A 22760-nucleotide genomic window follows, 5' to 3' on the forward strand; every position below is an offset into this window, starting at 1 on the left:
GCCGTCGTATGCGAACCGCCATCGCATTCGTGGTCCTCGCCGCGGCCCTGCTCGTGCCGGCAACGCCGGCCATGGCCGCGACCTACTCCCCGCCCGACCTGCGCACCCGCGTCGACCTCAACTCCGGCTGGAAGTTCAACAAGGGTGACGTCGCCGGCGCCGAGCAGCCCGGCTTCAACGACGCCGGCTGGTCGGCCGTCAGCACACCGCACACCTGGAACGCCGCCGACGGCGCCGACGGCGGCAACAACTACTACCGCGGCACCGGGTGGTACCGCCGCCACTACACCGTGCCGGGCGCCTACGCCGGCAAGCAGCTCTACCTGCAGTTCGCCGGGGCCAACCAGGTCGCCGACGTCTGGGTCAACGGCACCTACCTCGGCCAGCACGCGGGCGGCTACGCGCGGTTCCGCTTCAACGCCACCGCCGCGTTCCACGTCGGGCAGGACAACGTCATCGCCGTCAAGGTGAACAACGCCGACAACAACGACATCGCGCCGCAGACGGCCGACTACTCCTTCGACGGCGGCATCTACCGCAACGTGAGCTTCTGGGCCGTCGACCCGGTCCAGATCCGCATGCTCGACTACGCCGGCCCCGGCGTGTACCTGCGCCAGCGCAGCGTCACCGCCGCCTCGGCCACCGTCGACGTCACCACCAAGCTGTTCAACAACAACGGCGCCGCGCTCAACGTCTCCGTCCGCGCCGTCATCACCGACGCGGCCGGCAACGTCGTGGCCGACCAGACCGCGAGCGCCGGCAGCGTCGCCGCGCACGCCGGCAAGGACGTGGTGCAGACCGTCACCATCGCCAACCCGCACCGCTGGGACGGCCTCGCCGACCCGTACCAGTACAACGCCAACGTCGAGCTGCGCGACACCGCCACGGGCCGGGTCACCGACGTCGTCACCGAGCCGCTCGGCCTGCGCTCGTTCGCCATCGACCCCAACACCGGCTTCAGCCTCAACGGCCACCACCTGGACCTGCACGGCGTGAACCTGCACCAGGACCGCGCCGGCGCCGGCTGGGCGGTCAACGACACCCAGCACACCCAGGACTTCGACCTCATCAAGGAGATCGGCGCCACCGCGGTGCGCATGGCGCACTACCAGCACGACCAGAAGGACTACAACCTCGCCGACGCCGCCGGCCTGGTGGTGTGGGCCGAGATCCCGCTCGTCAACGACACCACGGCGTCGTCGGGCTTCACCGCCAACGCCGAGCAGCAGCTGCGCGAGCTGATCCGCCAGAACTACAACCATCCGTCGATCGTGTTCTGGAGCATCGGCAACGAGCAGCGGGCCGACAACGCCGCCACGAACAACCTGCTCGCCGACCTGGCCGGCATCGTCGGCACCGAGGACCCCGACCGCCTGTCCACCTACGCCACCTGCTGCGTCAGCGACACCGGCGCCGTGCCCACCCACGCGGAGACGACCGGCTACAACAAGTACTACGGCTGGTACACCGGCTCGGTCTCCGGCCTCGGCCCGAACCTGGACTCGCTGCACGCCGCGATGCCGGCCCGCCCGATCGCCGTGTCGGAGTACGGCGCCGGCGCCAACACCACCCAGCACGAGCTCAACCCGGCCCAGCCCAGCGCCGGCGGCCAGTGGCACCCGGAGGAGTACCAGGCGCTGCTGCATGAACAGTCGTGGAAGCAGCTGCAGGCCCGCCCCTACGTCTGGGGCAAGTTCGTCTGGAACATGTTCGACTTCGCCTCCGACGGCCGCAACGAGGGTTCCCAGCCCGGCATCAACGACAAGGGTCTGGTGACCCGCGACCGGGCGGTGAAGAAGGACGCCTTCTACTGGTACAAGGCGAACTGGTCACCCGCACCGACGGTGTACATCACCAGCCGCCGCTGGACACAGCGCACGACGGCGGCGACAGACGTGAAGATCTACTCGAACGCCGCCACCGTGACGCTGAGCCTCAACGGCACCTCGCTGGGCTCCCGATCGAGCACCGACCACATCTTCACCTGGCCGGGCGTGACGTTGCGCCCGGGCACCAACACGGTGACGGCCACCGCCGTCATCAACGGCACAACGGTCACCGACACCGTCACCTGGACGCTGTCGTAGCCCGATCGCTCGAGATACCTGCTCTAGCGGTATCCCCGCTGGAGCAGGTATATGGCGCCCGCCCGCGGGCCGGGGCACCCGGATGCTGCAAAGGCAGGCCTAGGCGCCCTCGGGAAGCTCGAAGTCCCAGACGACGACCGCGGGTACCGCCCACGCGGCCCGTGCCGCCTCGGGCAGCAGCGCTATGAGCGACCACGGCCAGTTGGCCCAGTCGCCGGGGGGCGCCTCTGCGGGAGGTACCGGCGGTGGCGGTGGCGGTGAGGACTGGTCACCACGCGAGCCGTGCGGCTCCTCGCACGCCCGGATCTGGAGCCCGGCGGCCAGCGCCGCGCGTACGAAGTCGCCGACGGTGTGCCGGTACGTGGCGACGAGGCCGGGTTCGCCGGCCGGCCCGAGCGCGTGCGGGACGGAGCCGCGGAAGCCGATCTCGCAATGCGCATCGGAGATCACCGCGTGCCCGCCGGGGCGCAGGACGCGGGCGAACTCGGTCAGCACCGGCTCCAGCGAGGGCGAGTGGGACAGCGCGAGGCCGGAGACGACGAGGTCGACACTGTCGTCGGGGAGGGGCAGCTCGCGCAGATCGCCCAGGTGGAAGTCTCCAAACGGTACCCGGTTGCGGGCCCGCTCCAGCATCTCCGGTGAGCTGTCCACGCCGATCACCGTGAACCCTCGCCCGGCAAGGTACTCGGCGTGCCTTCCCGTACCGCACGCCGCGTCGAGGGCGTCGCCGACCGGCAGCGCCTCGATACGCCGGTGCATGACCGGCTCGTCGATATCGAACAGGCTGTTGCGCGGCTCGTCGTAGGTCGCCGCCCACTGCCGGTACCCGGTGAGCGTGTCGCCCCGCCCGGCCAGTACCCCCTCGTGCCCGGTGAGCGCCGGGTTGGCCAGCAGGTCCCGTACCTCGGCCAGCCGCCGCTGCGTGAACTTCTCGTCGTACTCCCCGCCCCACGCATGCAGGAGCGCGAGGCCCTCGATCCCGAGCAGGTACGCCAACGGATGCTGGTAGATCATGCGGCGACCGTAGCCCGCCACCCCACATCGATCCACGTGTTTTTCGGGCCGGCACCCTCGGTGCGTCGGTGATGTCGTTGCCCGACCCCTAAAGCGCCGCGGAGGGGAAGGCCAGGTACTCGCGGAACTCGCGGACCTTCCCGTCCGCGGTGATGAAGACCAGGCACAGGCGCTGCTCGAAGGCATGCCCGGACAACATGCCGGCCACGGCCACCTCGAAGGCCGTGCGGCCGTCGCCGGTGAGGCGGGCGGTGACGGTCAGGGCGGCGCGCAGGCGGGCGGTCAGGCCGGCGAAGAAGCGCTCGGCCGACTCGACGCCGTGCTGGACGCCGGAAAAGCCGGAGACGGGGACGTGGAAGGCGACCGACGGGTCGAGCAGGGCGACCAGCGCGGTCCAGTCGCCGGTTGCGGCGCCGGCGATCCAGTGGCGCATTGCGGTGTCGGCGGTGTCCATGACGCCTCCTGTTTTGATTAGTCCAGACATAAATAGGTCGCAGGAAACGCTCTCCCGGGCAGTGTATTGACTGGATCAGCTGGAACGTCAATACTCCGGTCATGGATGCGGGCTCCGCACAGCGCAACGCCAACCGCAGTCGCGTGGTGCACGCGCTGCGGCAGCGCGGTGCGATGTCCCGCTCCGACCTCGCCGAGATCGGGCTGTCCCGGTCGACCGTGGCCAGTGTGGTTGCCGAGCTGCTCGATGCCGGGACCGTCGTGGAGGTGGCGGACGCGCCGCGCAACGGGCGGGTGGTCACCGGGCGGCCGCCGACGCTCGTCGGGCTGCACGGGGGGCTCGGCGCGACCGTCGGCGTCGAGATCGCCAACGGGACGGTGCGGGCCGCGGTCTGCAACGTCGCGCAGGAGTTGCTCGTGCACGACGCCGTGACGGTCGACGACCGCATCGGGCCGGCCGAGACGCTGCGCCTGACCGGCGAGCTGATCGACCGGCTGCTGGGGCGCACGTCGTTCCGCCGGGAGCAGGTCATCGGGGTCGGCATCGCGATGCCGGGGCCGATCCAGCGTCGCACCGGGCTCAACGGGCGGGCGACGACCCTCAAGCCGTGGGTGAGCGTCAACCCGCACGCCCTGGCCACCGAGATTCTCGGGCTGCCGGTCCTGGTCGGCAACGACGCCAACCTGGCCGCGCTGGCCGAACTCACCCTTGGCGTGGCCCGCGGGCTGCGCGACTACGCCTACGTCTACACCGCCAACGGGATCGGCGCCGGCTTCGTCCTCGACGGGGCGCTGTATGTCGGCGCGAACGGCACGGCCGGCGAGATCGGCCACACCACCATCAACGAGGACGGGCTCGTCTGCGAGTGCGGCGGGCGCGGCTGCCTCAACACCCTGGCCAATGCGGACGCGATCACGCAGCACCTGTGGCAGTCGCATCCCGGCAAGCCCTCGATCGCCGAGGTCATCCGGCTCGCGCACGACGGCGACGCCGGGTGCCGGCGGGTGCTCGCCGACGCCGGGCGGCACATCGGCGTCGCGATGGCGAACATGTACAACCTGCTGGATCCGGAGCTGATCGTGCTCGGCGGCAACCTTGCGCCGGCCGGCTCCATCCTCATCGATCCGCTGCGCGAGTCCATGGCGCGGCGGGCCATCCATGCCGGCGAGGCGATCCCGCCCGTCGTCGCCGGTGCCCTGGACGGGGAGGTGGTCGTGGTGGTCGGCGCCGCCGCGGCCGTCCTGCGCGATTCGGCCGGATTCCCGCTCGGCGCGGGAACCGTCGCCTAAGAACCAGCTCGCACACCGAGCACGGCCAGAGCCCGAAGACCCTGGCCGCACTGCCGCACATCCCAAATGCAGCAAAGGCCCCGAGCGGCAACTCGGGACCGCACACACCCGAAGGTGGAGCGCGAATGATGCTACCCCGCTATACCCGGCTGCTCGCGGCCGGATTGCTGGCCGTGCTGGTCGCGGCCGGTTGCAGCTCAGGGCCGAGCGCCAAGGACGCCGGCGCCGGCGCCAAGGGCAAGCTGAAGATCGCCCTGTCCAACTCGTTCATCGGCAACGGGTGGCGCGTGGAGATGGAGAACGTCTTCAAGGCGGCGTGCGCGATGCCGCCGTACAAGGACCAGGTCGACTGCACGGTGTTCAACGCCGGCAACGACGTGGCCGTGCAGACCCGGCAGATCTCGAACCTCATCGCGCAGGGCGTCGACGGCATCGTCATCAACGCCGCGTCGACGAGCGGGCTCAACGGCGTGGTGAAGCAGGCCTGCGACCGCGGCATCGTCGTGGTGTCGTTCGACAACACCGTCGACGAGCCGTGCGGGCTGACCGTCAACACCGACCAGGTGAAGTTCGGCGAGCAGCTGGCCCAGTTCATCGTCGACCAGCTCAAGGGGCAGGGCAACGTGGTGATGGTGACCGGCGTGGCCGGCACCGGCGCCGACAACGACCGCAACGCCGGCGCCAAGAAGGTGTTCGCGGCCAACCCCGGCATCAAGATCGTCGCCACGTACAGCGGCATGTGGGACTCCGCCACCGCGCAGCGCCAGACCGCGGCGCAGCTGCCGAGCCTGCCGAAGGTCGACGGCGTCTGGGTATCCGGCGGCACCGACGGTGTCATCAAGGCCTTCGCCGAGGCCGGCAAGCCCGTGCCGGTCGTCGGCGGCGAGGCGGAGAACGGCTTCCGCAAGTACATGGCCGGCATCTCCCAGCCGAAGGTGAACGGCATGTCGATCGGCCAGCCGCCGTTCCTGTCGGTCATCTCCCTCGAGCTCGCCCGGGCCGTCATCAAGGGCGAGCACCCCAAGCAGAGCATCACCATCCCGTTCCCGGTGGCCACGTCGGACACCATCAAGCCCGGCGAGACCGTCTTCCCGGACCTGCCCGACAGCTTCTTCGCCGACTTCACCGACTCCGGGCCCAACGCGCTGCTGGTGCTGTGCCAGGAGGCGGCGACGGACGGCACGCCCTGCCCGGGCGCGACGCTCAACGTGAAGCTGGGCTGACGTGGACGGGACTTCGTCGACGGCGCCGCCGGCGGCACCCGCGGACCCGGGGGCCGGGCCGGTCGACGCCGTCGCGGCCACCGGGGTCGACCGCGCCTTCGGCGGGGTCCAGGCGCTGCGGGACGCGTCGTTCGCGGCGCGTCCCGGCGAGATCCACGCCCTGGCGGGGGAGAACGGCGCCGGCAAGAGCACGATGATCAAGGTCCTGTGCGGGCTGATCCGCGCGGACCGCGGGACCGTGGAGATCCTCGGCGAGCCGGTCGGCCGGCTCGCCGGGCCCGCGGCCCGCCAGGCGCTGGGCATGGCGACCACGTTCCAGGAGCTCTCGCTCATGCCCGACCTGAGCGTCGCCGAGAACCTGCTGCTGCAGCACCCGCCGCGCGGGCGTTTCGGCCTGGTCCGGCGGCGTCAGCTCGTACCGACGGCGCACCTGCTCCTGGAACGGCTCGGCGCCGAGCACATCGACCCGGCGGCGACGACCGGCGACCTGACCGTCGCGCAGCGGCAGGTCGTCGAGCTGGTCCGGGTCCTGGCCACCGAGCCGCGGGTGCTCATCCTCGACGAGCCGACCGCTGCCCTCGCCGAGCAGCAGGTGGCGTGGCTGGCCGGGCACATGCGGCGGCTGCGCGACGCCGGCTGCTGCGTCGTGTTCACCTCGCACCGCTGGCGCGAGATCGAGGCGCTCGCCGACCGGGTCACCGTGTTTCGCAACGGGACCCGGGTCGACACCCGCGACCGGCTGTCGGAGGCCGAGGCGGTGCGGCTGATGAGCGGGCGCATCCTCGCCGGCAGCTACCCCACCATCGCACCGGTCGAGCAGACCGACGCGGCGCTGCGCGTCGACGGGCTGAGCGGCCCGACGCTGCGCGACGTCTCCTTCGAGCTGCGCCGCGGCGAGATTCTCGGCATCGGCGGCCTCGCCGGGCAGGGCCAGCGCGACCTGTTCCTCACCCTGTTCGGGGCCCGGCGGGCCCGCGCCGGGAGCATCGAGGTCGCCGGGCGGCCGGCGCGCATCCGCAGGCCCGCCGACGCGATCCGCGCCGGGATCGGCATCGCCTACGTGCCCGAGGACCGCAAGGCCGAGGGGCTGCTGCTGCCCATGTCCGTGCGCGACAACCTGACCCTGGCCACGCTCGAGCGCATCTCCACAGCCGGGTTCGTGCGACGGCGGGCCGAGCGGGAGGCGGTCGCGGCGATGGTCGCGCAGCTGTCGATCCGCGCCGACCGCCCGGCGACCCGGCCGGTCGGCACGCTGTCCGGCGGCAACCAGCAGAAGGTCCTCATGGGCCGCTGGCTGCTCACCGAGGCCGACGTGCTGCTGCTCTACGACGTCACCCGCGGCGTCGACGCCGCCACCAAGCACGACTTGTACGCCCTCGTGGCCCGGCTCGCCGCGGCGGGCAAGGCTGTCCTGCTGTACTCCAGCGAGACCGAGGAGATCGCCCACCTCTGCCACCGCGTCCTCGTCCTGCGGGAGGGCCGCATCACCGCCGAGCTGCCCGGCCCCGTCGGCGACGCTGAGCGGATCGTGGCGGCAGCCATGAAGGAGTTGGTACCGCATGCGTGAACTCCGGCTGGGGGTGCTCGTGCTCGGCGCCACGTTCGCCGCGTACCTCGCCGTCTACACGACGAGCCTCGGGCACTTCCCGACCCCGTTCGACTACCTGTCGCTGCTCAACACCTCCCTGCCGCTGGTGTTCGTGGCCATCGGGCAGAGCCTCGTCGTGCTCACCGGCGGCATCGACCTGTCCGTCGGCGGCACCGTCGGCCTCGGCGTCGCCATCACCGCCGCGACCGGCGGCTCGCCCGGCTGGCTCCTGCTCGTGCTCGCCGTCGGCGCGCTCTGCGGCGCGGTCAACGGCCTGATCGTCGCCCGCGGCCGCATCGCGCCGATCCTCACCACCCTCGCCACCCTGAGCGTCTACAGCGGCCTCGCGCTGCGCGTGCTGCCCGTGCCCGGCGGCTCGATCGACCCGGCGGTGCGCTCCGTGCTCACCGACCCGGACGCGCCCACCGCCCTGATCTGGCTCGCCCTGGCGGTCGCGGGGTGGCTCGTGCTGCGCCGCACCCGCTTCGGCATGCGCGTCTACGCGGTCGGCTCCGACGAGGCGAGCGCCCGCGCGGTCGGCGTGCCCGCGGCCCGGGTCAAGGTCGCCGTCTACGCGCTGTCCGGCCTGTGCAGCGCCCTCGCCGCTGTCTTCTACGTGTCCACGACGACGTCCGGCGACCCGAACGCGGGCGCGCCGTACATCCTCACCTCCATCGCCGCCGTCGTCGTCGGCGGGATCGCGTTCACCGGCGGCCGCGGCAGCGCACTCGGCGCCGTCGCCGGGGCGTTCGCGCTCACCCTCGTCATCGACGTGCTGTTCTTCGCCGGGATCGACCCGCTGTACCAGTCGCTGTTCCAGGGGTTGTTCCTGGTCGTGGCGGTGCTGCTCGGCAGCGGCGCCGCCCTGCTGGCCCGCCGCCGCCGGGAGGCGGTCTCGTGAGCGCCCTCGTCGCGCGGTTCACCGCGCTCACCCCGGGCGTGCAGCGGCTGGTCTACGCGTTCGCCGCCGCCGCGTTCATCCTGGTGGCCGGCACGATCCTGCACCCCGGCTTCGCCGGCTGGACCAGCCTGCGCGCGATGCTCGTGGTGGCGAGCTTCATCGGCTTCGTCGCCGCGGGGCAGATGCTCGTCGTGCTCGTCGGCGGGATCGACCTGTCGATGCCGTGGGTGCTCAACGGCGCCGCGATCGTGCTCACCACGACCAGCCTCGGCCAGACCTCGCGGCTGCCGCTCGCGCTGCTGGCCGCGATCGGCACCGGCGCGCTCGTGGGCATGGCCAACGGGCTCGGCGTCGCCTGGCTGGGGGTGCCCGCGGTCGTCATGACGCTGGGCATGAACGGCGTGCTGCAGGGCCTGTCGCTGGGCCTGTCCAAGGGGCTCACCTGCGCGTCGTGCGCCTCCTACGCCCCGGAGCCGCTGCGGCGGCTCGTCGTCGGGCGGGTGCTCGGCGTGCCGACCGAGCTGCTGCTGTGGGCCGGCGCCGGGCTGGCCGTCACCGTCCTGCTCACGCTGACGACGTTCGGCCGGCGGGTGTACGCCGTCGGCAACAACCCCCGGGCCGCGTTCCTCGCCGGGGTGCCGGTGCGGGCCGTCACCGTCGCGCTGTACACCCTCTCCGGCGTCTTCGCGGCCGTCGCCGGCATCGCCCTCGTCGGCTACGGCGGACAGCCGTCGCTGGGCCTCGGCGACCCGTACCTGTTCGAGTCCATCGCCGCGGTCGTCGTCGGCGGCGTGTCGATCCTCGGCGGACGGGGCCACTACGCCGGCGTCGTCGCCGGCAGCGTCACCCTCGTGGCCATCGTGACCCTGCTGCAGGCCGAGCGGGTGCCCGAGTACGGCCGCGACATCATCTACGGCCTGGTCATCCTGGCCATCCTGTTCACCTACGGCCGGGAGCGCGCCGATGACTGACACAACGTGGACGGTGCTCGGCGACCTACCCTGCCACCTCGGCGAGAGCGCCGTGTGGGACGACCGGGCCGCCCGCCTGCACTGGGTCGACATCACCGCCGGGCTCGTGCACACCCTGGACTGGGCCGGCGGCCCGACCCGCACGATCGACGTCGGCGACATGGTCGGCTCGGTCGCCCTGCGCGAGGACGGCGGCCTCGTCATGGCGCTGCGCCATGCGGTCGCCTACCTCGATCCCGACGCCGGATGGTGCGAGGTCGTCGCCGCGGTCGAGGCCGACCGGCCCGGCAACCGCTGCAACGACGGCGCGGTCGATCCGGCCGGCCGGTTCTGGTTCGGCACCATGGACCTCGCCGAGACCGACCCCACCGGCTCGTTCTACTGCCTGTCGCCGGGCGGCACGCCGACCGCCGTGTTCGACGGGATCATCTGCTCCAACGGTCCGGCGTGGAGCCCCGACGGCCGCACGATGTACCACGTCGACTCCACCCGCCAGGTCGTGCGCGCCCACCCGTTCGACCCGGACACCGGCGAGGCCGGCCCCGGCAGCGTCTTCGTCGACGACACCGGCACCGGCTGGTACCCCGACGGCGTCACCGTCGACGCCGAAGGCTACGTGTGGAACTGCAAGTGGGCCGGCGGGCGGATCGTGCGTTACGCCCCTGACGGCACCGTCGACCGTGAGCTCCTCCTGCCGGTGCCGCGGCCCACCCGGTGCGCGTTCATCGGCCCGGACCTGGCGCTGCTCGCCGTCACCAGCGCCCGCATGGGCCTCACCGACGCCGAGCTCGCGGCGGCGCCGCTGTCCGGCCAGGTGCTGGTCATCGATCCGGGCGGCCCCCGCGGCCTGCCGACCCCGCGCTTCGCGGGCTGAGCGCGACGGCGGCCGTGGCGAGGCAGGCGAGGAGCACACCGGCGACGGCGGCGAGCAGGACGCCGAGCATCGGCTCCGACGCGTTGTCGATGACCTCGTAGCGGGTCTGCGCCAGGCGGGCGAAGTCCCGCGTGGCCACGACCGCCGCGGCGGCGCCGGCGATCGCCGACGGCACCGCGAACCGGGCCCGCCCGGTGATCGCCGCCGCGACCGAGGTCGCGGCGGCGAACAGGGCGAGCGGCAGCGTGACCGCGCCGCCGAGCTGCAGGCCGGAGACCGCGTGCGCGCCCGCGATCGTCACCCGCTCCTCCCACGGCAGCGCGGAGGCAACTGCCAGCAGGAGCGCCGCAAACAGTGCGGCCAGGTTGAGGCGGACAGACGCGCGCCGGCCAGGCATGTGCGGACTGTACCTCAGGACACGACGATGCGGTCGATGTCCGGGGCCCAGCCGCCGGCGTTGCCCAGCTGGATGGTGTTGGCGCCGGCCCGCAGGGTGACGCTGAGCGTGACCGAGCCGACGGTGTCCCAGCCGCCCGTGGACGGCGTGCTCACCGTCGGGCCGGCGGTGCCGTTGACGGTCAGCGTCACGGACCGGGCCTCGCCGGAGGCGTAGTAGAGCCGCACCGTCCTGGTGCCGGCGGCGGAGGCGGTGACGTTGTTGAACCGCAGGGTGTTCGCCGAGCCGCCGCCGACGTAGCCGACGAACGCGCCGCCGGAGGCGCCCGCCGACGTGCGGACGCGGGCCTGGCCGGCGAGGGTGTTGGCGGAGGACTCGGCCTCGTAGGAGGCGCCGGCCGGCGGCTGGGCGCCGCCGATCTGGGCGAGCCAGTGGTCGTTCGGGTTGAGCATCGAGAAGGTGAGCGCCGGGCAGTCGTAGGCGCTGCCGGACGGGATCGTGCGGTGCGTGGTCGAGGTGTTCGCCGAGGTCGCCGCGACCCAGGCGCCGCCGGCGTAGACCTGCACGGCGCTGCTTTCGAACCCGCGCCCGGCGAAGGTCTGGCAGTAGTAGCCGGCGCCGGTGGACGGGTTCACCGACGTGTAGATCTCGAACATGTTCCAGCCGAAGTTGAACTGCGGCAGGTCGAAGGTGCCGGAGCTGGTGAAGTACGTGTCCCAGGCGTGGGTGACGTAGTTGTAGAGGTACGCGGTCCAGGTGTTGGCGGTGGTCGAGGTCTTGTGCTCGTCCATGCTGTAGGCGCGCCGGCCGTTGACCGTGGTCGTGTACGTGGCCAGGAAGGTCGCGTCCATCGGGGTGAGCTTGCCGACGCCGTCGCGCCCGCCGCACCAGTCCCACGCCCACAGGTACGGGCCGGTGGGCGTGTAGGCGGTGGTCATCTCGATGCACGCGTTGCCGCCGGGCAGCGCGGTCGGCGCGTAGACGTAGTCGCCGCCGGTGGTCGTGGTCGGCGCCGAGTCCAGCACGCTCTGCGTGGCGTGCAGGCCCTGCGTCGTGGCGCTGGGCAGGTTCACGCCCCAGTCGGTGTGCAGCTGCGCGGCCTGTATCTGCGCGCTCCGGGCCTGCACGCTCTGCTGCCGGCGGGTGCCGGCGAAGTGCTCGACGGCGGCGCCGCCCGCGGCGCGTGCGGACTCCCCGGTGAGGCCCGGGACGGTGCCGCCGATCGGCGCGAGGCCGCCTCCGTCGGCAGCCGGGCGGGCCAGCCGGCCGGCGGGCGCGGCCGAGGCTTCCGGGGCCGCGAGCAGCGCGGTGGTCAGGGTGGTCACGGCGGCCAGGGTCGCCGCCCAGGTCCGGCGATGCTGCATGGGTACCTCCACGGCAGAGCCGCGCCGGGGCATGCGGCATCGGCACGGCGGAGTGGGAGCGCCGGGCCTGGCGGGGCCCGGCACGAGGACGGATTGCATAGCCGTTGGTCTATGCGGTCCGCTGCCCACTGTGCACGCCGAAAACCTTTTCGGCAAGAGGCTCAGACGAAGCGCCAGAGGTGGTCATCGGTGCCGTTGTCGTCCCAGATGAGCACCTGCGCGCCCGGCGCGGTCGAGGCGCCGCTCACCCCGAGCACCCGGCCGCCGCCCGCGGACTGGATGCGGAAGTAGCCGTTGCCGCCGTACCGCAGCCGCCACCGCCGGTCGTTGGACGCCGTGTCGGGCAGCTGGACCGCGCGGGTGCCGTTGGCCGTCCCGCTGTTCTCGACGCCGAGGACCTTGCCGCTGTTGGCGTTGCGCAGCCTGATGTAGCCGCCCGAGTCGACCACCGCGCTCCACAGGTGGTCGGCGGTGCCGCTGTCGCCCCACTGCACGACCAACGCACCGTCCGATGTGGACATGTTCGTCACGCCGAGCACCAGGCCGCTGCCGAGGTTCTGGATGCGCCGGGAGCCGCCGGGCAGGAAGCGCCACAGGTTGTCGGCGCTGCCGTCGTCGGGGGCCTGTACCGCCTGCGCGCCGCCGGCCGTGGAGTTGCCGGACATGCCGAGCACCTTGGCGCTGTTGGCGTTGCGCAGCTTGTGGGTGCCGTCGCCGTTGTCGACGATCGTCCAGCGGTGGTCGGCGGTGCCGTTGTCGGTCCACTGCAGCACGACGGCGTTGTCGGCGGTGGACATGTTCTGCACGCCGAGGACCTTGCCGCTGTTGGCGTTGCGCAGTCGTACCGCGGTGCCGTCCACGACGAGCTCCCAGTCGTGGTCGGCGGTGCCGTTGTCGGCCCACTGCAGCGCGAGCCCGCCGTCGGCGGTGGACATGTTCTGGATGCCCAGCACCAGGCCGCTGGAGGCGTTGGCGAGCCGGTAGGCCGGCCCGCCGGCCTGGCCGTTCGCGCTCCAGTACACGGTGTAGTTGAACCCCTGCGCGTCGTGGAACGGCCCGAGCCCGACGGTGGTGTTGTTCGCCGTCGCCGAGAACGCCAGGGACGTGCTGCTGGTGCGGTTGACCGACGAGGTGTTCAGCGCCGGCAACGCCGACAGGGCGGTGCTGCCGTAGTTGCCGGCGAGCACGACCGGGCCGTAGGTGAGCGCGACGACGTTGGCGTTGTCGTTGGCCGGGCGCACGGCGACGGCCATCGGCAGCTTCACGGTGACGGTGTCGCCCGACGTCCACGAGCGGGTCAGCGACGCGTAGGTGCCCGGGGTGGCGGCGACGCTCTGTGCGACGCCGTTGACGCTGACGGTCGCGCCGCTCGCCCACGCGGGGATGCGGACGCGCATCGTCCACGAGCCGCTCACGCTGCCGGTGACCTGCAGCGTGGTGGTGTCGCCGACCGGGTACGTCGTGGTCTGCGTGACGGTGATGCCGCGCTGGCTCCAGGTCAGCACGGACGGCACGAACAGGTTCACGGTGAGGGTGGTGCCGTTGTAGAAATAGATGGAGTCCATCAGCTTCGTGTTGGTCTCCACGCCGGTGCCCTGGCAGCACCAGAACGACGTGTAGTCGGTGCTCCACGTGCCGCCGCCCCACGCCGGCCCGACGCCGCGCCGGCCGCCGGGGTTGAGCGGGGTGAAGTAGGTGATGTGCCCGTGGCTGTCGGCCGGGTTCTGCGCGCCGACGAGGTGGTTGAGCAGGGCCCGCTCGTAGAAGTCGAAGTAGGCGGCCTGGTCGGGGTACACCATCCACAGCTCGCGGGTCAGCTTGAGCATGTTGTAGCTGTTGCACTGCTCGCAGGTGTCGTTCGTCAGGTACGACGCGATGGCGTTCGGCGCGCGGAAGTGCTCGGCCTGGCTGTTGCCGCCGATGACGTACGTGTGCGCGTTGACGGTGATGTTCCACGCGTTGACGGCGATGTCGCGGTATCGGGTGGTGCCCGTCGCCTTGAACTCCCGCGCCGCCCCGATCCACTTCGGCACCTGCGTGTTGGCGTGCAGCCCGTTCAGCTGGTCGGTGTTGGACGCGAGGGGGTTGAACACGGCTGCGTGGTCGAAGCGCTGCGCCGCGGTGAGCCAGCGGCCGTCGCCGGTCTGCTGGTAGACGTCGGTGAGCACCGCGTTCATGCCGCCGAACTCGGTGCCGAGCACGCTCTGCATCTGCGTGGAGCTGAGCCGGCCGGTGCGCCAGTCGACCCAGCCGCACAGCGCCAGGAGCACGTCGCGGGCCTGGGTGCTGCCGATGTACCGCCAGACGTCGAGCAGTCCGGCGAGGGTCTTGTGGATGCAGTACCACGGGACGTTGCCGTTGCCGAGCGTGCCGCCCTCGAGTGCGGTGAAGTCGGACTCGGGGAAGCCGGACAGGTACCCGGTGCTGAACCCGGCGGCGGCGTTGTTGGCCTGGCACGCGGCGAGCCCGGCGACCATCGCGCCGGCCTTGTCCCGGCAGGTGGTGTCGCCGAGCACCGCGTAGGCCTGCGCCCAGGCGGTGAGCAGGTGCCCCTGCATGTGGGTGCGGAACGGGAACGTCGGCGCGTCCCAGCCGCCGGTGGCCGTCGCGCCGTTGGTGGACAGCTTGTGGTTGGCGCGGAAGTTGTACAGCATCCGGTCGACGTCGAGAAACTTCAGGTACGCAAGGGTCCGGCTCTGGTTGTCCATGAGCCGTCCGGCGGTCAGCTTCACCTGCCCGAGGTCGAACGCGTACGCCGACACCCCGGTGTCGGCCCGGGCCGGCGCGACGACGGCGTCGGCCCCTTCGGCGACCAGCGGCACCGCGGCGGCGGCCATGGCGACGGCTCCGGAGGTCTGCAGCAGCCGACGCCGGCTGAGGTGGTGGGGCTGAGGCATGGCGGATTCCTCTCGTAGCGCCCGTTGTGAGCGCTCACTTTGCCGTGCCCCCGCGCATTTATCAATGCCACTGTTAGCGCTAACTTTTGGTTACGCCGGCGCCGGCGGCGCAGTCGCGGTCAGGCGAGCGGCATGACCCGGGCGATACGGACCGAGGTGCCGTTGGCGCCCGCGGCCGGGTAGGCGGCGCTGCCGTCGGCGTAGGACTTGAACGCCTGGTAGTTGTGGTCCTTGACGCCGATCGTGAACTTCGCGCCGACGGTCTTGCCCGTGCCGGAGTCGTAGACCTGTGCCGACATCGACGATCCCGACTCCCAGGCGAGCAGCATGCGGCCGGCGCCGTAGGTCACCAGGTGCGGATGGGCCGACGCCGCCCCGGTGCGCACCGTCGAGTCCGACGCGCCGTTGCCGAAGTGCTCGAGGCGGGCCTGCCCGCCCTGGCTCCACGCGCTCCAGTAGCCCGACGTCCTGGCCAGGACGAGGTCGCCGCCGAACAGGGTGCCGTCGCAGGCGCCGGTGGCGACCGTGCGGTACGGGTGCGGCTGGGCGATGCGGCAGTTGTTGTCGGTGGCGCACACCATCGCGAAGTGGCTGGTGCGCGGGTCCCACGCGATCCGGGTGCCCCAGCTGTGGCTGCAGCCGACCTCGAAGCTGTCGCGGTGCCCGGAGACCAGGCCGCCGCCGGCGTTCACCACCTGCATCCGGTCGCCCTCGTGGATGTCGACGCAGCTGCCGTTCTGCACGGTGATGGCCACGCCGAAGTAGGCCGCGTAGTTGCTGCCGTCGCTGGCGAGGCGCCCGTGGTGCTGGTACCACCACACGAACCGGGCCCCGTTGTCGTACCCGCCGAGGCCGCTCGTCAGGTTGGTGACCTGCCGCTCCCAGACCTTCTGCCCGTTGTTGTCGAACCGGACCATCCACATGGTGTTGCACGGGCTGGAGGACCCGCCGCACAGCGGGCCGGTGTGGCAGTCGCCCTTGCGGGTGAGCAGCACCACGCCGCCGTTCGCGTCGGCCTGCACGTCCTGCAGGTCGATGCCGTCGAAGCTGGTGGGTGAGCCGGCCAGGTGATCGTCGCAGTCGAGGCGGCCGAGGTACACCTTGCCGTTCGTGCCGAGCCAGGCCAGCCAGGACCCGCCGGAGGGCGTGGCGGCGATCGCCATGGGCAGCGGGTCGGTGTCGCCCTCCCGCCCGTAGCCGGTGACCGACGTGCCGACGTTGACGTCGGTGACCCGGACCGCCGGGGCCGCGGACGCCGGGCGGCCGCACGGGCCGGTGGGCTTCGCCGACGCGGACCCGCTCGCGCTCGCCGACGCGGAGGCCGCCCCGTCGCCCGCCGAGGCATCGGACCCGGCCGCCTGCAGCGCCGCCCGGCCGTCGCCGGTGTCCGAGGCGGAGCCGCCGGTCGTCAGCGCGGCCGCCCCGGCGCCCAGCGCGGCGAGCAACGCCGCACCCGCCGCGACGGCGACAACCAGCCGCCGCCGTTTCGTCCAACCCGTCGGCGATCGGGGGTCCAAGGGATCCACGGGGAGCGACTATAGGGTTTTTCAATCGGGCGAATCGCCTCGCGCGCGGCGGCAAAGCGAAACTTAACGGGCGACTAAAACGGCCGGTCAGGCGACGTGGGAATTGTTACGCGTCACATTACGAAATTTCCGCGAGAGGCCCGGAAAAACTGGTGGCCGCTGTCGCCCTCGGGCACGAACTCGTCGTGGATGATGTCGAGCCCGGCGCGGGTGATCCAGGCGCGGTAGGTCGCCGCGTCGGCCTGGCTCCACCACATGCTCGCGTCGCCGCCGAGCCACCCGTCCTCGCCGCCGGTCCACTCCCGGGCGCCGGTGGTGGCCAGCAGCACCCCGCCGGGGCGCAGCCAGCGGCCGATCCGCTCGATGAGCGCCGGCTGCGCGTCGAGGGGCATGTGGATGAGCGCGTAGAGGCACACGACGGCGTCGAACGAGCCGTCCGGGAACGACACGGTGGTCGCGTCCGCCTGCATGAAGGTGGCGCCGGGCACGAGCCGGCGCGCCCGCTCGACCTGCACGCCGCTGATGTCGACCCCGGTCACCCGGTGGCCGCGCTCGTCCAGCACCCGGGCGACCGGCACCCCGCAGCCGCAGCCGAGGTCGAGCACGTCGGCGCGCTCCGGAAGGCTGTCCTGCAGCTCGTCGAGCCAGGCCAGGTACTGCTCCGGCATGTCGTCGTCGCCGCGGTACTGATAGGAAACCGCGTCATATCCGCGCCGCACTACCTCGCCGGGATCGCTCGTCATGCCCCGGATAATGCCAGCTCAGCATTACGATCCAGAGCGATTTTGGGTGGAGCATGACACGACGGAGGCTGGCGAGACGATGAAGGCGGTTGTGCTGACCGGGCCCGGGCCGGTGGAGAACCTGCAGGTTCGTGAGGTGCCGGACCCCGCGGTGCCGCCCGGTTGGGTGCGGATCCGGGTGGAGGCGTTCGGACTCAACCGGTCGGAACTGCACACCCGGCTGGGCCTCGCCGACGGCGTGACGTTTCCGCGGGTTCCCGGTATCGAGGCGTCCGGGGTCGTCGACGACCCCAACGGCACCGACCTCGCCGAGCGCCAGCAGGTCGTGACGATGATGGGCGGGATGGGGCGGACGTTCGACGGCGGATACGCGCAGTACACGGTGGTGCCCCGCGAGCAGGTCATCCCGTTCCGATCGGCGCTGCCCTGGGCGACGATCGGCGCGGTGCCGGAGACGTTGCAGACCGCGTACGGCTCGCTGACCGTCGGGCTCGACCTGCGGCCCGGCCAGACGCTGCTCATCCGCGGCGGCACGTCCTCGGTCGGCCTCGCCGCCGCCGCGCTGGCCCGGGATCTCGGCGCCATGGTGCTCGCCACCACGCGCCGGCCGGAACGCCTCGACGCCATGGGCGCCGACCATCCGCTCATCGATGACGGAGACGTCGCCGGGCAGGTGCGCAAGCTGTTCCCGGACGGCGTCGACGCGGCGCTCGAGCTGGTCGGCACGCCCACGCTGCCCGACACGCTGCGGGCCACGCGCGTGCACGGCACGGTCTGCTTCACCGGCATGCTGTCCAACGAGTGGCTGGTCCGCGACTTCTACCCGATCGGGTACCTGCCGCGGGGCGTGCGGCTCTCGGCGTACGGGGGCGAGAGCGACGACCTGCCCGCCGAGGTGCTGCAGCGCTACCTCGACCGCATCGCCGCAGGCGAGGTGTCCCTCGGTCCGGTCCACCGCTATGCGATCGACGACATCCGCCAGGCCCACACGGACCTCGAGCAAGGCACGAAGGTGGGCAAGCTCGTCGGGTTGCCGTGGGTCGCGCGCTGAGTGCCCGCAGACAGGTCACCTGAATCGGGTGGTCCGCGGCGGTACCGCGAATTGTGATCGTCTTTGCGTGACGCGGGCACTGCCGGGCTGGCTGACCGGCTATCGACGGGAATGGTGGCGCGGCGACGTCGCCGGCGCGGTGATCGCGGCGGCGGTGATCGTGCCCGAGTCGGTGGCCTACGCGCAGCTGGCCGGGGTGCCGCCGCAGCACGGGTTCTACGCGGCGCCGGTGGCGCTGGTCGCCTACGCGCTGCTGGGCACGTCGCGGCTGCTGCTGGTCGGCTCGACGTCGGCCGCCGCGGTGATCTCCGCCTCGGCCGTCGGCGCCGCGGTCGGGGGAGGGGCGGCCGGCTCGTTCGCGGCGCTGTCGGCGGCGTTCGCGATGGTGTGCGGGCTGCTGCTCGTCGCCGCCGGGCTGCTGCGCTTGGGCTTCCTGGCCAACTTCCTGTCCGACGCGGCGCTGACCGGGTTCCTGTCCGGCATGGCCCTCGTCATCGTCGTGCGGCAGGCGCCGACGCTGCTCGGCGTCTCCGGCGGCGACGGGAACTTCTTCGAGCGGGCCGGGCACATCGCGGTACACCCGGATGAACTGCAGCCGGCGACCGCTGCGACGGCGGCGGCCGCGCTCGCCGCCCTGCTGGCCCTGCAGCGCTGGCTGCCGCGCGTCCCGGCGGCCATCGTAGTGCTCGCCGGCTCGATCGCGGCGTCGGCGGCGCTCGGCCTGGCCCGCCGCGGCGTCGACGTCGTGGGAGCGCTGCCGCGGGGGCTGACCCGGCCCGCCGCGCCCGGGGTCGGCTGGCGGGACTGGCTGCTGCTGGCCGCCGGCGCGGGCGGTGCGGCGCTGGTGGTGTTCGCCGAGTCCTACAGCGTCGCCGCGCGCTGTGCCGGCCGGCGCGGGCCGCGGGTGGACGCCGACCGGGAGCTCGTCGCGCTCGGGGTGACGAACCTGGCCGCCGGCTGGTTCCGCGGGTTCGCGGTGTCGGGGAGCGCCTCGCGCACCGCGGCGGTCGCCGGCACGGGCGCGCGCACACCGATGGTGTCGCTGCTGGCCGCGGCGCTCGTGCTGCTCACCGCCGCCCTGTGCACGCCGCTGCTGGGCGTGCTGCCCCAGGCGGTGCTCGCCGCGATCATCGTGGTGGCGCTGCGCGGGTTCCTGCGGCTGGGGCGATTCGTGCGGTACTGGCGGCTGCAGCGCCCGGCGTTCGCCGTCGCGGCGGCCGCGCTGCTCGGCGTGCTGTGCTTCGACCTGCTGCCGGGCCTGGCGATCGCCGTGGTGCTGTCGCTGGTGCTGTTCGCCGGCCGCGGCGCGCGCCCGCACCTGCGCGAGGAGCACCTCGGCGGCGACAGCGCGTTGGTGCTGCGCCCCGACAGGCCGCTGTTCTACGGCAACGCGGAGCCGGTCCGGGTCGCGGTGCTCGACCGGGCGAATGCGGAGTCGCCCGACGTCGTCGTGCTCGACCTGGCCAACTCCGCCGGCATCGGGGTGGCCGTCGCCGACATGCTCCTGACGCTCGACGACGACCTGCGCGCCGGGCCCGGCACCCGGCTGTGGCTGGCCGGCGTCGACGCCGCGGGGCGGCGCGTCCTCGACGGCGAGGGCGCCCTCGGCCACACCCACCTGCGGGCCTATTCCACGCTCGAGGACGCCCTGCGCTCGTGGAGCGTCGCCCGCGGGGCGTGATCCCGGATACGGTGGCCCGATGCATGCTGCCGACAGTCACGACCTGATCCAGGTGCACGGTGCCCGCGAGAACAACCTCAAGAACGTGAGCGTCGAGATCCCGAAGCGCCGGCTGACCGTCTTCACCGGGGTCTCCGGCTCCGGCAAGAGCTCACTGGTGTTCGGCACGATCGCCGCCGAGTCGCAGCGGCTCATCAACGAGACGTACAGCGCGTTCGTGCAGGGGTTCATGACGAGCCTGGCCCGGCCCGACGTCGACCTGCTCGAGGGCCTGACCACGGCGATCATCGTCGACCAGGAGCGCATGGGCGCCAACTCCCGCTCGACCGTGGGCACCGCCACCGATGCCAACGCCATGCTGCGCATCGTGTTCAGCCGACTGGGGGAGCCGAGCGCCGGCCCCGCGTTCCACTACAGCTTCAACACCCCGGCCGGCGCGTGCCCGCGCTGCGAGGGGATGGGCACCACGAGCGACATCGACCTCGACGAGCTGTTCGACCGCGACAAGTCGCTCGCCGGGGGCGCGATCACCATTCCGGGGTACACCGTGGACGGCTGGCTGGTGCGCATCTTCTCCGCCTCCGGGTTCTTCGACCCCGACAAGCCGATCCGCGACTTCACCGAGCGTGAGCTGCACGACTTCCTCTACAAGGAGCCGACGAAGGTCAAGCTCGAGAACATCAACATGACGTACGAGGGGCTCGTGCCCCGGGTGCAGAAGGCGTTCCTGCAGAAGGACAAGGACGCGATGCAGCCGCACATCCGCGCGTTCGTCGAGCGGGCGGTCACGTTCACCGCCTGCCCCGAGTGCGGCGGCACCCGGCTCAACCGGGCCGCGCTCGCCTCCCGCATCGGCGGCATCAACATCGCCGAGGCCTGCGCGATGCAGATCAGCGACCTCGCCGAGTGGGTGCGCGGCGTCGAGGACCGCTCGGTCGCGCCGCTGCTGGCCACGCTGCAGCGCACCCTGGACTCGTTCGTGGAGATCGGGCTGGGGTACCTGTCGCTGGAGCGCCCGTCCGGCTCCCTGTCCGGCGGCGAGGCGCAGCGCACCAAGATGATCCGGCACCTCGGCTCGTCGCTCACCGACGTGTCGTACATCTTCGACGAGCCGACCGTGGGCCTGCACCCGCACGACATCCAGAACATGAACGGCCTGCTGCTGCGCCTGCGCGACAAGGGCAACACCGTCCTCGTCGTGGAGCACAAGCCGGAGACCATCGCCATCGCCGACCACGTCGTCGACCTCGGCCCCGGCGCCGGCGGCGCGGGCGGCACGGTCTGCTTCGAGGGCACCGTCGAGGGCCTGCGCCGCAGCGGCACCCTCACCGGCCGCCACCTCGACTACCGGGCCCGGCTCAAGGCGCAGACCCGCACCCCGTCGGGCGCCCTGCAGATCCGCGGCGCCACCCGGCACAACCTGCGCAACGTCGACGTCGACGTGCCGCTGGGTGTGCTGGTCGTCGTGACCGGCGTGGCCGGCTCGGGCAAGAGCTCGCTCATCCACGGCTCGATCCCGAAGGGCGCCGGCGTCGTCTCCGTCGACCAGGCCGGGATCCGCGGCTCGCGGCGCAGCAACCCGGCAACCTACACCGGCCTGCTCGACCCGATCCGCTCCGCGTTCGCCAAGGCCAACAAGGTCAAGCCGGCCCTGTTCAGCGCCAACTCGGCCGGTGCCTGCCCGAACTGCAACGGCGCCGGGGTCATCTACACCGACCTGGCCATGATGGCGGGCGTCGCTACCGTGTGCGAGGAGTGCGAGGGCAAGCGGTTCCAGGCGTCGGTGCTGGAGTACAAGCTGGGGGACCGCGACATCAGCGAGGTCCTCGCGATGCCGGTCACCGAGGCCAAGGAGTTCTTCCACGCCGGCCCGGCGAAGAACGCCCCCGCACACGCGATCCTGGCCCGCCTCGCCGACGTCGGCCTGGGCTACCTGAGCCTCGGCCAGCCCCTGACGACCTTGTCGGGCGGCGAGCGGCAGCGTCTCAAGCTCGCCATCCACATGGCCGAGAAGGGCGGCGTCTACGTGCTGGACGAGCCGACGACCGGCCTGCACCTGGCCGACGTCGAGCAGCTCCTCGGCCTGCTCGACCGGCTCGTCGACGCCGGCAAGTCGGTCATCGTCATCGAGCACCACCTGGCCGTCATGGCGTACGCCGACTGGATCATCGACATCGGCCCGGGCGCCGGCCACGACGGCGGCACCATCGTCTTCGAGGGCACGCCCGCCACCCTGGTCGAGTCCCGCGCGACCCTGACCGGCCGCCACCTGGCCGACTACGTCGGCGCTGTTTCCTAGCTCGCTGCGCTCGCCCGGGGGAGCTTCGCTCCACCCGAACCCCCTCAAACCCGCAGCGGCGGGCCCGGACGACGAGCAGCCGCTCCGATCGTTGATCCCGCGGGAGCGCAGATATCGGCGGTTGGCCCGGCTGGTGGAGGCCTTGTCGGCCAGCACCATCACCGGCCGGGTCGCGGGTCGGCCGACGTGGATCTGGGGCAGCACCGGGACGAACTGCGGGCTGTCCCAGCGATGCCCAGCGGTCACGATCAGGGACAGCACTTTCTGACCCTGTTCACGGGCCAGATGCGTCTTCCTGGTCAGCCCGCCGCGGGAACGGCCCGGACCGTGATCGGCGGGCTCCCACGCTCACTGCGCGTCGGTCAGGTGATGCCGCCTCGTCACCGCTACGGTGGTGGCCA

At 72.2% G+C, this 22760-nt stretch carries 17 protein-coding genes and 1 pseudogene; 10 read left to right on the plus strand and 8 right to left on the minus strand.

Going from position 1 to position 22760, the window contains the following annotated elements:
* Positions 1-8: 8 nt before the first annotated feature.
* A complete protein-coding gene (locus ABD901_RS05350) occupies positions 9-2087 on the plus strand; it encodes a glycoside hydrolase family 2 protein (RefSeq protein ID WP_345121844.1) in 2079 nt (692 codons plus the stop codon).
* Positions 2088-2186: 99 nt separating this feature from the next.
* On the opposite strand, the gene ABD901_RS05355 is transcribed toward ABD901_RS05350, so the two are convergent.
* Positions 2187-3101, minus strand: coding sequence for a class I SAM-dependent methyltransferase (locus ABD901_RS05355; protein ID WP_345121846.1), 915 nt, complete (start codon positions 3099-3101; stop codon positions 2187-2189).
* A gap of 88 nt (positions 3102-3189) precedes the next feature.
* Positions 3190-3555, minus strand: a complete 366-nt coding sequence (locus ABD901_RS05360; RefSeq protein ID WP_345121848.1) for a nuclear transport factor 2 family protein — start codon at positions 3553-3555, stop codon at positions 3190-3192.
* 101 nt (positions 3556-3656) lie between these two features.
* Here ABD901_RS05360 and ABD901_RS05365 point away from each other — a divergent pair, with 101 nt between their 5' ends.
* From ABD901_RS05365 to ABD901_RS05390, 6 genes are all read left to right on the plus strand, one after another.
* On the plus strand, positions 3657-4844 hold the full coding sequence (locus ABD901_RS05365) for an ROK family transcriptional regulator (RefSeq protein WP_345121850.1): 1188 nt from the start codon (positions 3657-3659) through the stop codon (positions 4842-4844).
* 125 nt (positions 4845-4969) lie between these two features.
* Complete coding sequence (locus tag ABD901_RS05370; protein WP_345121852.1) at positions 4970-6067, plus strand: sugar ABC transporter substrate-binding protein; 1098 nt, start codon at positions 4970-4972, stop codon at positions 6065-6067.
* 1 nt (position 6068) lies between these two features.
* Complete coding sequence (locus ABD901_RS05375) at positions 6069-7634, plus strand: sugar ABC transporter ATP-binding protein (RefSeq protein WP_345121854.1); 1566 nt, start codon at positions 6069-6071, stop codon at positions 7632-7634.
* Positions 7627-8556, plus strand: a complete 930-nt coding sequence (locus ABD901_RS05380) for an ABC transporter permease (RefSeq protein WP_345121856.1) — start codon at positions 7627-7629, stop codon at positions 8554-8556. Before ABD901_RS05375 ends, ABD901_RS05380 begins: the two co-directional genes overlap by 8 nt.
* Positions 8553-9527, plus strand: a complete 975-nt coding sequence (locus ABD901_RS05385; RefSeq protein WP_345121858.1) for an ABC transporter permease — start codon at positions 8553-8555, stop codon at positions 9525-9527. The genes ABD901_RS05380 and ABD901_RS05385 overlap by 4 nt, the downstream gene beginning before the upstream one ends.
* Positions 9520-10401: an SMP-30/gluconolactonase/LRE family protein gene (locus ABD901_RS05390; RefSeq protein WP_345121860.1), complete on the plus strand. Its 882-nt coding sequence runs from the start codon at positions 9520-9522 to the stop codon at positions 10399-10401. The genes ABD901_RS05385 and ABD901_RS05390 overlap by 8 nt, the downstream gene beginning before the upstream one ends.
* Here the strand turns inward: ABD901_RS05390 and ABD901_RS05395 are convergent.
* The 5 genes from ABD901_RS05395 to ABD901_RS05415 form a co-directional block, all read right to left on the minus strand.
* The gene (locus ABD901_RS05395; protein ID WP_345121862.1) at positions 10349-10798 is read right to left on the minus strand and encodes a hypothetical protein; all 450 of its coding nucleotides are present in this window, start codon (positions 10796-10798) and stop codon (positions 10349-10351) included. The genes ABD901_RS05390 and ABD901_RS05395 overlap by 53 nt on opposite strands.
* 14 nt (positions 10799-10812) lie before the next feature.
* Positions 10813-12162, minus strand: a complete 1350-nt coding sequence (locus tag ABD901_RS05400; protein WP_345121864.1) for a carbohydrate-binding protein — start codon at positions 12160-12162, stop codon at positions 10813-10815.
* A gap of 161 nt (positions 12163-12323) precedes the next feature.
* Complete coding sequence (locus tag ABD901_RS05405) at positions 12324-15059, minus strand: beta-L-arabinofuranosidase domain-containing protein (protein ID WP_345121866.1); 2736 nt, start codon at positions 15057-15059, stop codon at positions 12324-12326.
* Positions 15060-15178: 119 nt separating this feature from the next.
* Positions 15179-16585 (minus strand): hypothetical protein, encoded by a 1407-nt coding sequence (locus tag ABD901_RS05410; protein ID WP_345121868.1) that lies wholly within the window; start codon positions 16583-16585, stop codon positions 15179-15181.
* 113 nt (positions 16586-16698) lie between these two features.
* The gene (locus tag ABD901_RS05415; RefSeq protein ID WP_345121870.1) at positions 16699-17328 is read right to left on the minus strand and encodes a class I SAM-dependent methyltransferase; all 630 of its coding nucleotides are present in this window, start codon (positions 17326-17328) and stop codon (positions 16699-16701) included.
* A 79-nt stretch (positions 17329-17407) separates the two neighbouring features.
* Between ABD901_RS05415 and ABD901_RS05420 the strand changes: the two genes are divergently transcribed.
* The 3 genes from ABD901_RS05420 (at position 17408) to ABD901_RS05430 (ending at position 22359) form a co-directional block, all read left to right on the plus strand.
* Positions 17408-18379, plus strand: coding sequence for a zinc-binding dehydrogenase (locus tag ABD901_RS05420; protein WP_345121872.1), 972 nt, complete (start codon positions 17408-17410; stop codon positions 18377-18379).
* 67 nt (positions 18380-18446) lie between these two features.
* The gene (locus tag ABD901_RS05425; protein WP_345121874.1) at positions 18447-20060 is read left to right on the plus strand and encodes a SulP family inorganic anion transporter; all 1614 of its coding nucleotides are present in this window, start codon (positions 18447-18449) and stop codon (positions 20058-20060) included.
* A 19-nt stretch (positions 20061-20079) separates the two neighbouring features.
* Complete coding sequence (locus tag ABD901_RS05430; protein WP_345121876.1) at positions 20080-22359, plus strand: ATP-binding cassette domain-containing protein; 2280 nt, start codon at positions 20080-20082, stop codon at positions 22357-22359.
* A gap of 93 nt (positions 22360-22452) precedes the next feature.
* Here the strand turns inward: ABD901_RS05430 and ABD901_RS05435 are convergent.
* Positions 22453-22680, minus strand: a pseudogene (locus ABD901_RS05435) (IS5 family transposase); the annotation flags it as partial.
* Positions 22681-22760: the final 80 nt, after the last annotated feature.

Origin of the sequence: Dactylosporangium darangshiense, from assembly GCF_039537565.1 — a bacterium.
Lineage (GTDB): Bacteria > Actinomycetota > Actinomycetes > Mycobacteriales > Micromonosporaceae > Dactylosporangium > Dactylosporangium darangshiense.

What these genes read in the sequence shown, in the direction of transcription:
- ABD901_RS05360 (WP_345121848.1), bottom strand. Translation starts at nt 3,555, where the DNA reads ATGGACACCGCCGACACCGCAATGCGCCACTGGATCGCCGGCGCCGCA.
- ABD901_RS05350 (WP_345121844.1), top strand. Translation starts at nt 9, where the DNA reads ATGCGAACCGCCATCGCATTCGTGGTCCTCGCCGCGGCCCTGCTCGTG.
- ABD901_RS05365 (WP_345121850.1), top strand. Translation starts at nt 3,657, where the DNA reads ATGGATGCGGGCTCCGCACAGCGCAACGCCAACCGCAGTCGCGTGGTG.
- ABD901_RS05380 (WP_345121856.1), top strand. Translation starts at nt 7,627, where the DNA reads ATGCGTGAACTCCGGCTGGGGGTGCTCGTGCTCGGCGCCACGTTCGCC.
- ABD901_RS05405 (WP_345121866.1), bottom strand. Translation starts at nt 15,059, where the DNA reads ATGCCTCAGCCCCACCACCTCAGCCGGCGTCGGCTGCTGCAGACCTCC.
- ABD901_RS05400 (WP_345121864.1), bottom strand. Translation starts at nt 12,162, where the DNA reads ATGCAGCATCGCCGGACCTGGGCGGCGACCCTGGCCGCCGTGACCACC.
- ABD901_RS05395 (WP_345121862.1), bottom strand. Translation starts at nt 10,798, where the DNA reads ATGCCTGGCCGGCGCGCGTCTGTCCGCCTCAACCTGGCCGCACTGTTT.
- ABD901_RS05420 (WP_345121872.1), top strand. Translation starts at nt 17,408, where the DNA reads ATGAAGGCGGTTGTGCTGACCGGGCCCGGGCCGGTGGAGAACCTGCAG.
- ABD901_RS05355 (WP_345121846.1), bottom strand. Translation starts at nt 3,101, where the DNA reads ATGATCTACCAGCATCCGTTGGCGTACCTGCTCGGGATCGAGGGCCTC.
- ABD901_RS05430 (WP_345121876.1), top strand. Translation starts at nt 20,080, where the DNA reads ATGCATGCTGCCGACAGTCACGACCTGATCCAGGTGCACGGTGCCCGC.
- ABD901_RS05415 (WP_345121870.1), bottom strand. Translation starts at nt 17,328, where the DNA reads ATGACGAGCGATCCCGGCGAGGTAGTGCGGCGCGGATATGACGCGGTT.
- ABD901_RS05370 (WP_345121852.1), top strand. Translation starts at nt 4,970, where the DNA reads ATGATGCTACCCCGCTATACCCGGCTGCTCGCGGCCGGATTGCTGGCC.
- ABD901_RS05390 (WP_345121860.1), top strand. Translation starts at nt 9,520, where the DNA reads ATGACTGACACAACGTGGACGGTGCTCGGCGACCTACCCTGCCACCTC.